Genomic DNA, 6,567 nt, shown 5'->3' with positions numbered 1-6,567 from the left:
TTTCTCAATGACCATACGACGCAAATGCGGATGGCGTCGAAGCTTTCGCAAGCGCCGGCGGCGTTCCTTGGCAATGTCGTCGGCGACCGTCGAGAAGTAGCCGCTGTATTCGGGAAGCTCACGGTCATGGAACGTATTGCGTCTGATCTCACGATAGATAGTCGATCGGTGACCCCCGAGTTGGCGGGCCATCTCGTTGACCGGAACCTTGCGCTCGACAAGGTGATGAAGGCGCCGCCGATCGGCGAGGGTGAGTTGCTGATAGCACCGGGACATGCCAAAATCTCCAAAGTGAAGCCATTGAATTCATTGGCATGTCGCACTTGAAAATAGAATGTACCCGCCTGCAAACAAATATCAGATAAGATAGATTATGGAACTAAATCGGATACCGCTACGGCAGCGAGGCAGGAATTTTCAGCTTTTATTCCAGATGGTTAGCCAGATTTTCGAGGGTCGATTTCAGTCCCTCGTCGTGATCTTCTCTGCTGATGCCGCAAGGCACATTCTCGCAAATTATGGTGACCCTTGTGCCGGTCGGAACTTCCGCCAAGGACCAGGTTATGGTCATCGTTCCGCCGAATGCTGCATCATCGGATTCGAAATCCACCGCCTGAACGATGCGCTCGTCAGGCACGATCTCGACGAAGCGGCCGGAAACGATATCGGTGTGCTCGGACGATTTTCCGGGTGTCGCATGATCCGGCGCATCATAGGACAGTGCCATTCGATAGCTGCCGCCTTGGCGTAGTTCGAACACAAGGATGCGGCATTTCATGCCTTTCGGTGGAAGCCATGAAGCCAATGCCTTAGGATCGATAAAAGCCTCGAAGATCGCACGCGGCGTTGCGCGGATCGCTCTGGAAGCCGTGTCGGTTCTCTTGCCGCCGGAAGCTCCGCTCATCGCATCCTCCTCGCCGCAACCGCGACGGTTCGTATGATCAGCCTGTCGCCGCTACGCCTCAGCTCGCCTTGATGCGGATCACCTTGGCTGCAATCTTCTCAGCCAGCGTCGTCGGATGGCAGGAGAAGATACTGTCCGGGCGCCCAGCCGCGCACCAGACCTGATCATAAGCCAAAAGACTTTCGTCGATGAAAACTGGCAGATCGACCAGATGGCCGATCGGTGCGACGCCGCCGATGGCGAAACCGGTTTCGTCGCGCACGCGATCGATATCGGCGCGCTTCAACCTGACGCCGTAAGCTGTTGCGATATAAGCCGTATCGGCATTATGGGCACCAGAGACAAGAAGCAGCGTCAGCGCGTGCGTATCGGCATTGACAAAGACCAGCGATTTGACGATCTGGCCGACGGCGCATCCCGCAGCCTTGGCAGCCTCTTCCGCCGTCCGCGTCGATTGCTCCATGCGCTTGATCGAGATATCGAGGCCCAAGTTACGCGCCGCAAGCTCGACGCGCTCCAGGCTGGAAAGCTTCTTGATATCTTCGCTCATAGATCATCGTCCTCCACGTCGAGTTCGATCTGCATCTGATCGTAGGCCGGCTCGACATGATCGGGCGTTTCAGCCAGCACGGTTTCATAATCGAGCGGCGTATGCATATGGGTCAAGATGGCATGTTTCGGCGCCAAGCGTCCGATCCATTCGAGCGATTGTTCCAACGACAAATGGCTTGGATGTGGCCGATACTGTAGAGCATCGATAATCAGGATGTCGAGGTTTTGAACTTTTTCTATCGATTCCGGCGGGAAGTCACTGATATCGCTGCAATAAGCGAGTTTTCCGATACGAAAGCCGAGTGAGTGGATATCGCCGTGCACCTGCTTGTGCGGCCAGAAGCGGATCGGGCCGCCTGCCCCGTCGATCGTGAAACTTTTCTCGAGATTCTCGATCAGCACCGGCCGCACGATCGGCGGATAGCTGCTGCCGGGCGGCGTTTCCAGACAATAGCGGAAGCCCTCGCGAATGCGATCCATGGTCGGCGGATCGGCATAGATCGGGATGCGCTCGTTCGCGATATGGAAATAGCCACGCAGATCGTCGATGCCGTGAATATGATCGGCATGGGCATGGGTATAGAGCACGGCATCGATGAAACTGACGCCGGCGTGGATCATCTGCTCGCGGAAATCCGGACCTGTATCGATGACGACAGTGGTAATGCCGCCATCCGGCGCGATCTGCTCTATCAGGAAGGCGGCGCGCGTACGTCGGTTCTTTGCATTTTTGGGATCGCAGGCGCCCCAATCGCCGGTGATGCGTGGAACGCCCGGCGACGATGAACAGCCCAAAATGGTGAAGCGCCGCCGGTATGTCACGACGTCAGACCCTCGTCATCTTGGAGAAGCAGCGGAAGGCGTTTTCCGTGGTGATGTTGGCGATCTCGTCCATGCTGACGCCGATCGTATCAGCTAGCACTTCCGCCGTGTTGACGACATAGGACGGTTCGTTGCGTTTTCCCCGCCAGCGCTTCGGCGCGAGATAAGGCGCATCGGTCTCGACCAGCAGCCGGTCATGCGGGATCGTCTTGGCGATCTCGCGCAGCTCTTCCGACTTCGGGAAGGTCAGGATGCCGGAAAAGGAGATGTAGCCGCCAAGCTCGACGCCGGTGCGGGCAAGGGCAGGGCCGGCGGAAAAGCAATGCAAGATGAAGGGGAAAGCCCCCTTCCCTGTTTCCTCCGTCAGGATATCAGCCATGTCTTCGTCGGCGCTGCGGCTGTGAATGACGAGCGGCAGCTGCGTTTCGCGCGCGGCTGCGATATGGCGCAGGAAGCCCGTCTTCTGGTCCTCCGGCTTGACAGTATCATAGAAGTAGTCGAGACCCGCCTCGCCGATCGCCACCACCTTCTCGTGCTGATTTGCCAGCCGTACGAGATCTTCCGTCTGGATATCCAGCTCCTGGTCGGCGCTGTTCGGATGCGTGCCGACCGAGCAGAAAACCGACGGATAGCGTGCAGTCAACGCCAGCAACCCATCGAGCTTCCTGACCTTGGTCGAGATGGTGACCATCTGTTTGACGCCGACCTCGTGAGCGCGGGCGACGATCGCGTCGCGCTCTTCCTCGAAATCGGCAAAATCCAGATGGCAATGCGTATCGATCAACATGGAAAACCTTATTCGGCAGTCGGCGCGACATAGCGCGGGAAGACCGGCTTCGGGGCTTCCAGCGGCGTTCCGGCAACGAGGCGACCGGCCTCGCCGAGCGCGGCAAAATCACGCTTGTCGGCCGGGATGGCAATGAGATCCAAGAGCTTAGCCGAGGACTCCGGCATGAAGGGCTGCAGCAAGATACCGATCTGGCGCACGACATCGGCCGTGACATAGAGCACGGTCGCCATGCGGGCCGGGTCGGTCTTCTTCAGCGCCCAGGGCTCCTGGCCCGCGAAATAACGGTCCGTCTCGGACACGACAGCGATAATGGAAGCGAGCGCGCGATGGATGAGCTGCTTGCCCATGTCGTCGCGCGTCGAGGCCAGCAACCCGTCGGCTTGCGCCAGAAGCGCCTTGTCTTCGGCGGTCAGTGCCCCGCATTCCGGGATCTGGCCGTCGCAGTTCTTGACGATCATCGACAGCGAGCGGCTGGCGAGGTTGCCGATACCGTTCGCAAGATCGGAGTTGATGCGCGTGCCGATCGCCTCTTCGCTATAGCTGCCGTCCTGGCCGAAGGAGACTTCGCGCAGGAAGAAGTAGCGCACCTGGTCCAGGCCGAAATGGTTCACGAGGTTGACCGGGTCGACGACGTTGCCGAGCGACTTCGACATCTTCTCGCCCTTGTTGAGCAGGAAGCCGTGGGCATAGACGCGCTTCGGCAGCGGCAGCTTCGCCGACATCAGGAAGGCGGGCCAATAGACCGCGTGGAAGCGAATGATGTCCTTGCCGATGATATGGAGATCGGCCGGCCAGTATTTCGCCCGCGGATTGTTCCGATCCTCGAGATAGCCCGTTGCCGTCAGATAGTTCGTCAGCGCATCGACCCAGACATACATGACGTGTGCGGGATCGTTCGGCACCTTGATGCCCCAGTCGAAGGTGGTGCGCGAAACCGACAGGTCCTTGAGGCCGGATTTGACGAAGGAGATCACTTCGTTGCGGCGCTCGGCCGGGCCGATGAAATCCGGGTTTTCCTCGTAGTGCTTCAGGAGCTTGTCCTGGTATTCGGAGAGCTTGAAGAAGTAGCTTTCCTCCTGCACCCACTCGACAGGCGTGCCCTGCGGCCCGTAGCGCACGCCATCGGCGCGCAGCTCGGTTTCGTTTTCCTGGTAATAGGCTTCGTCGCGCACCGAATACCAGCCGGCATAGGAATCCTTGTAGATGTCGCCGGCATCGGCCATCAGGTTCCAGATGTTCTGCGAGGTTTCGTGATGCCGCGGCTGCGTCGTGCGGATGAAATCGTCGTTGGACGCGTTCAGCAGCTTGCCCATGGCCTGGAATTCATCGGAATTGCGGTTGGCGAGCTGCTGCGGCTCAAGACCCTCGGCCCGCGCCGTCTGCTGCATCTTCTGACCATGTTCGTCCGTACCCGTCAGGAAGAAGACGTCACGGCCATCGAGGCGCTGGAAGCGCGCCAGCGCGTCGGTGGCGATCAGCTCATAGGCATGGCCGATATGCGGCTTGCCGTTGGGATAGGCGATCGCGGTGGTGATGTAGAACGGAGTTTTTTCGGTCATTGAGGCAGTGGCCCGCTTTTACTGTTACGTCGCTGTTATTCTTGCTTTGCTCGCTTTAGCGCATGTTTGCCATGAGCGAAACACCAAGTTTCGCGCCCGCAGCATTCGGAACTTCGGGATGGCGCCTTGCTTGACTCGACTCCGCCTCGCCTTTACGCCACTCGGAAGAGTGGAGCGCAGGACAGACGTGGCCGTGAATTTCATCGTTTTATGTATTGGTCTGCCTACCGGCTTCAAGAGGCCGTGAATTTGAGTTTGATCGATTCCTTTCAGCCGCTTTATTCCTTTTCCGGCTTTTTCGTCGGCATGTTGGTGGGCATAACCGGAGTGGGCGGCGGCTCGCTGATGACCCCCCTGCTCGTGCTTCTCTTCGGTGTCCATCCCGCAACGGCCGTCGGCACTGATCTGCTCTATGCGGCAATCACCAAGACGGCAGGGACGGCCGTGCACGGCATGCACGGACGGGTCAATTGGAGGGTTGTCGGCCTTCTGGCGTCGGGCAGCGTCCCGGCGGCGCTTGCCATGCTGTGGATCATGGCCGGTGTCAATCGCGAGAGCCCCGCAGTCGCCCATACCATTACCCTGTCATTGGGCTGTCTTCTGCTTCTGACGGCGCTGATGCTGATTTTCCGCGGCCAGATTCTGGAGGCAATCCGCAAGTGGCGTGGTGAGCGCGGAACCATATCGCCGCGCAGCATCGCCATGCTGACGATCATTCTCGGCCTTGTTCTCGGCATTCTCGTTACGATGACATCCGTCGGCGCCGGGGCGCTCGGTGTAACCGTGCTTTTGGTGCTCTATCCGCAGACGGATGTACGCGAAATTGTCGGCTCGGACATCGTCCATGCCGTGCCGCTGACCTTGATCGGTGGCATGGGCTATTGGCTCATTGGCGAAATCAACTGGACGATGCTTTTCGCCCTGCTGGTGGGCTCCATTCCCGGCATCGTCGCCGGCAGTCTGCTGGCGCCGCGCCTGCATGAGCGGTCCGTGCGCATCATCCTGGCCGTCACGCTGGCGATCGTTGCCTGGAAGTTGATCTTTCCCTGAAGCATTTCACATGGAATGTGGAATTGTCGGTAAGTGCCGTCAACCGGGTTCGGTTATAGGATCGGCTGCATCGTGTCAGCAGCGGACGAGTTGCCAATTCCCGGAGAGCCAATGCCGAAGCTATGCAAAGGGACGCGCTTACCCTAAAAAGAACTCTCGACTGCAGTCAGGGATGTTACGCGGATGACCATACCCACGACGCTCGCCGATTGGCTTTCTCCAAATCGAACTGCCTTGCTGGTGTACGACATGCAGATCGGTATCGCTCGGCAGGTCAAAGGCTCGGATGAAACAGTTCGGCGCATTGCGACAATCGTGGCCGCGGCCAGAAGTGCCGGCATCCGCGTGGCCTTCTGCCGCCATCTTTCGTTGCCCAAGCCGTGGATGGGGTTGTTCGCTACCCGTATGGCAATGGCTTGGCAGCGCACCGATGACCCGGAAAAGGTGCATCCCTGGTTCCTTCGGGGCAGCGAGGCGGTCGAGATCGTGCCGGAACTCCGTCCGCAGGAGCAGGACTTCGTCTTTGACAAGCTCGGCATGTCGGCTTTCGAAGGAACGCCGTTGCAATTGGCCATGCGCGATGCGGGCCTTTCCTCGCTGGCAATTTGCGGCATCGCCACGGAAATCGGCATCGAACCGACGTGCAGGCATGCCGCCGATCTCGGCATTGTTCCCATCGTCATCGAAGATGCTTGCGGTCACGGAGATGAAGTGGCCGCCAACCGCACTTTCGATGCGCTGCGTTTCCTCGGCGATACAATCGTGACGACTTCGAGCGAATTTGTAGGTGCCATTTCCGGCACGCGATGAAAATCACCGGTTCGCGATATCGGCAGATGCCCGTCATATGATCCGGTAGAGAATTGCCGCCGCCTGATAGCGGATGGCAA

At 58.9% G+C, this 6,567-nt stretch carries 8 protein-coding genes; 2 read left to right on the top strand and 6 right to left on the bottom strand.

Annotated elements, in window-relative coordinates:
- The 6 genes from GA0061100_RS32480 to metG all read right to left on the bottom strand — a co-directional run.
- A partial coding sequence (locus GA0061100_RS32480; protein ID WP_143525601.1) for a helix-turn-helix domain-containing protein occupies positions 1 to 276 on the bottom strand: 276 nt, incomplete at its 3' end.
- A gap of 148 nt (positions 277 to 424) precedes the next feature.
- Positions 425 to 904 (bottom strand): SRPBCC family protein, encoded by a 480-nt coding sequence (locus GA0061100_RS32475; protein ID WP_075856981.1) that lies wholly within the window; start codon positions 902 to 904, stop codon positions 425 to 427.
- Between the two features lie 58 nt (positions 905 to 962).
- A complete protein-coding gene (locus GA0061100_RS32470; protein WP_075856980.1) occupies positions 963 to 1,454 on the bottom strand; it encodes a YbaK/EbsC family protein in 492 nt (163 codons plus the stop codon).
- Positions 1,451 to 2,278 (bottom strand): MBL fold metallo-hydrolase, encoded by an 828-nt coding sequence (locus tag GA0061100_RS32465; RefSeq protein WP_075856979.1) that lies wholly within the window; start codon positions 2,276 to 2,278, stop codon positions 1,451 to 1,453. The genes GA0061100_RS32470 and GA0061100_RS32465 overlap by 4 nt, the downstream gene beginning before the upstream one ends.
- Positions 2,279 to 2,282: 4 nt before the next feature.
- On the bottom strand, positions 2,283 to 3,065 hold the full coding sequence (locus tag GA0061100_RS32460; protein WP_075856978.1) for a TatD family hydrolase: 783 nt from the start codon (positions 3,063 to 3,065) through the stop codon (positions 2,283 to 2,285).
- An 8-nt stretch (positions 3,066 to 3,073) separates the two neighbouring features.
- On the bottom strand, positions 3,074 to 4,627 hold the full coding sequence (gene metG, locus GA0061100_RS32455; RefSeq protein ID WP_075856977.1) for a methionine--tRNA ligase: 1,554 nt from the start codon (positions 4,625 to 4,627) through the stop codon (positions 3,074 to 3,076).
- A 210-nt stretch (positions 4,628 to 4,837) separates the two neighbouring features.
- Here metG and GA0061100_RS32450 point away from each other — a divergent pair, with 210 nt between their 5' ends.
- Together GA0061100_RS32450 and GA0061100_RS32445 are read left to right on the top strand one after the other, a co-directional pair.
- Entirely contained in the window at positions 4,838 to 5,677 is an 840-nt protein-coding gene (locus tag GA0061100_RS32450; RefSeq protein ID WP_075856976.1) for a sulfite exporter TauE/SafE family protein, read from the top strand.
- A gap of 183 nt (positions 5,678 to 5,860) precedes the next feature.
- Positions 5,861 to 6,487, top strand: coding sequence for a cysteine hydrolase family protein (locus GA0061100_RS32445; RefSeq protein WP_075856975.1), 627 nt, complete (start codon positions 5,861 to 5,863; stop codon positions 6,485 to 6,487).
- Positions 6,488 to 6,567: the final 80 nt, after the last annotated feature.

Source organism: Martinezella hainanensis, assembly GCF_900094555.1.
GTDB classification, from domain to species: domain Bacteria; phylum Pseudomonadota; class Alphaproteobacteria; order Rhizobiales; family Rhizobiaceae; genus Rhizobium; species Rhizobium hainanense.
The sequence above is the reverse complement of the archived record's forward strand: the minus strand, read 5'-3'. Positions and strand labels throughout refer to the sequence as shown.

Bases quoted from the DNA above. Each gene is read 5' to 3' on its own strand.
- metG (WP_075856977.1), bottom strand. From the start codon at position 4,627: ATGACCGAAAAAACTCCGTTCTACATCACCACCGCGATCGCCTATCCC.
- GA0061100_RS32470 (WP_075856980.1), bottom strand. From the start codon at position 1,454: ATGAGCGAAGATATCAAGAAGCTTTCCAGCCTGGAGCGCGTCGAGCTT.
- GA0061100_RS32445 (WP_075856975.1), top strand. From the start codon at position 5,861: ATGACCATACCCACGACGCTCGCCGATTGGCTTTCTCCAAATCGAACT.
- GA0061100_RS32450 (WP_075856976.1), top strand. From the start codon at position 4,838: ATGTATTGGTCTGCCTACCGGCTTCAAGAGGCCGTGAATTTGAGTTTG.
- GA0061100_RS32475 (WP_075856981.1), bottom strand. From the start codon at position 904: ATGAGCGGAGCTTCCGGCGGCAAGAGAACCGACACGGCTTCCAGAGCG.
- GA0061100_RS32460 (WP_075856978.1), bottom strand. From the start codon at position 3,065: ATGTTGATCGATACGCATTGCCATCTGGATTTTGCCGATTTCGAGGAA.